Source organism: Candidatus Thioglobus sp. (genome assembly GCF_028599055.1).
GTDB lineage: Bacteria > Pseudomonadota > Gammaproteobacteria > PS1 > Pseudothioglobaceae > Thioglobus_A.
Window position 1 is genome coordinate 1 of the sequence record NZ_JAQRMS010000200.1, and the last position, 1906, is coordinate 1906.

Annotated in this window: 2 protein-coding genes and 1 other RNA gene; 2 read left to right on the top strand and 1 reads right to left on the bottom strand. The window is 33.1% G+C overall.

The window, feature by feature from the left end; translation table 11 throughout:
• Nucleotides 1-140: 140 nt before the first annotated feature.
• Nucleotides 141-845, bottom strand: a complete 705-nt coding sequence (locus PSN35_RS07445; protein WP_300031607.1) for a LysE family translocator — start codon at nt 843-845, stop codon at nt 141-143.
• Between PSN35_RS07445 and gcvA the strand changes: the two genes are divergently transcribed.
• Both gcvA and ffs read left to right on the top strand, forming a co-directional pair.
• A complete protein-coding gene (gcvA, locus tag PSN35_RS07450; RefSeq protein ID WP_300031610.1) occupies nt 820-1725 on the top strand; it encodes a transcriptional regulator GcvA in 906 nt (301 codons plus the stop codon). The two genes, PSN35_RS07445 and gcvA, sit on opposite strands and share 26 nt — an antisense overlap.
• Before the next feature lie 87 nt (nt 1726-1812).
• Nucleotides 1813-1902, top strand: an RNA gene (gene ffs / locus PSN35_RS07455) — signal recognition particle sRNA small type.
• Nucleotides 1903-1906 lie beyond the last annotated feature (4 nt).

Sequence of the window (1906 nt, forward strand, 5' to 3'; positions counted from 1 at the left end):
CCATATGCGTTTGTAAAAAATATTAGTCCCACCCATAGGTTCGGCGGCTATTTTTTGTAAATGCATATGGGGTAAGGGATAACACTATTTTAGCAATTTCTATATTTGGATTAGGGAAATAACCAGCTAGAAATCAACTCTCAATAAATATTTATTAAAATCCAAGCAGCAACTAATAATAATGAGCCAGAAAAAAAGTAATTTAGCATTTTTTCTATTTTTTTATTATCTGTCCATTTAGAAATATAACTACCAGCAGCAACCCAAATAAAATGAGTTGCCACATTCAATATTGCCAGCATAATAACAAGCACAACTACCTGTGTGTTACGATCAAAACTACCATCAAGTAATATAGAGAACATTAAAAACAACATTGTCCATCCTTTTGGATTCAACATTTGTAATATAACCCCATCTTTAAAGGTGAATATTTTTTTATCAGGAGATGCCTTTGCTTTACTAACCTCTATAAATTTATAAGCCAAGTAAATAATATACAAAGCACCAAACAATTGAAATAAAAAAATTAAAGCTGGGTGGCGCTGTAACACCTCACCCAAACCAAAACCTATCAGTAAAGAGTAAACAATAAAAACCAAGTCCACCCCTATTATTAAAGGAATTGAACTTCTAACACCCTGTTTCATTCCAGAGATGGCAAAAACTATATTAGCTGGGCCAGGGCTGAAAACCAAAGGAAACATTAATCCAAAAAACAATAAAAAATACTCTATATTCATATCGATAATTATAGGATAAAACATATTTTTCACAAACGATAAATACTTATCCTTAGCATAAGGTATTCTTATGCAAATGAAAAGCAAATTACCGCCACTCAACAATCTACATACTTTTAGTATTGCTGCTAAGTATTTAAGTTTTTCTAAAGCTGCAGATGAGCTATCTATTAGTCAAGCTGCAGTTAGCCAGCAAATAAGGCTATTAGAGCAACGCCTTGGGTTTGATTTGTTTTATAGATTACATAAACAGCTAAAACTTACTGAACAAGGAATAGCGCTACAAAATCCGGTTAATTCCGCCTTAGACAAAATAAGTAATACTTTAGATGAATTAAGAAAAAACACAGAAAAAAGTATTCTCACTATTAGTATTTTGCCATCGCTTGCTATTAAGTGGCTTATTCCACGTTTAAGTGATTTTAATAAACAACATCCAGATATAGATGTGCATATTAATGCGCATTTAGGCTTAAGTGATTTTAAAAATGACGATTTAAGTATTAGTTTTGGACATCAAGCCGATGAGCGTTTAGAGGCAAAGTTTTTAATGGATGAGGCTATGTTTCTAGTTGCTAGCCCCAAGCTATTAACTGGGAAATATAACTTCAATAAGATTAGTGATATCAAGCATCACACATTAATCCATGATTCTGTTGATTGCGTGTTCGAAGCATACGGAATATTTGTTGAGCCTGGTTGGGATGATTTTGCCAAGCTGTTAGATGTAAATATTAAAAACAATAAAGAATTAACTCTAAACCAATCGCACTTAGTTGTTCAAGCTGCGATTGCTGGACAAGGTGTTGCTATTGCTAGAAGTGCACTTGTGGCTGATGATTTGGCCTCTGGCCAACTGGTCAGAATTTATAAAGATAAAGTTCTTAAATCCCCCGGATATCATTTGGTTTATCCAAAGTCTAGAATTAATAATAAAAATATTCAGAAATTTGAGAAGTGGTTGCTTTCTATTTGTGATTAAGTTTCAAGTAAAAATTAACAATATGAATTTATATTCTAATTGAAAATCTCGATGGATTAATTCGCGTAAAATAATTTTTGGTAGTGCTTAGGGTGCGCCTGCAATAAATGGTTACAAACCCCGCCAGGTCCGGAAGGAAGCAACGGTAGTAATTTTTTTATGTGTTGGATGTTATTCTGGG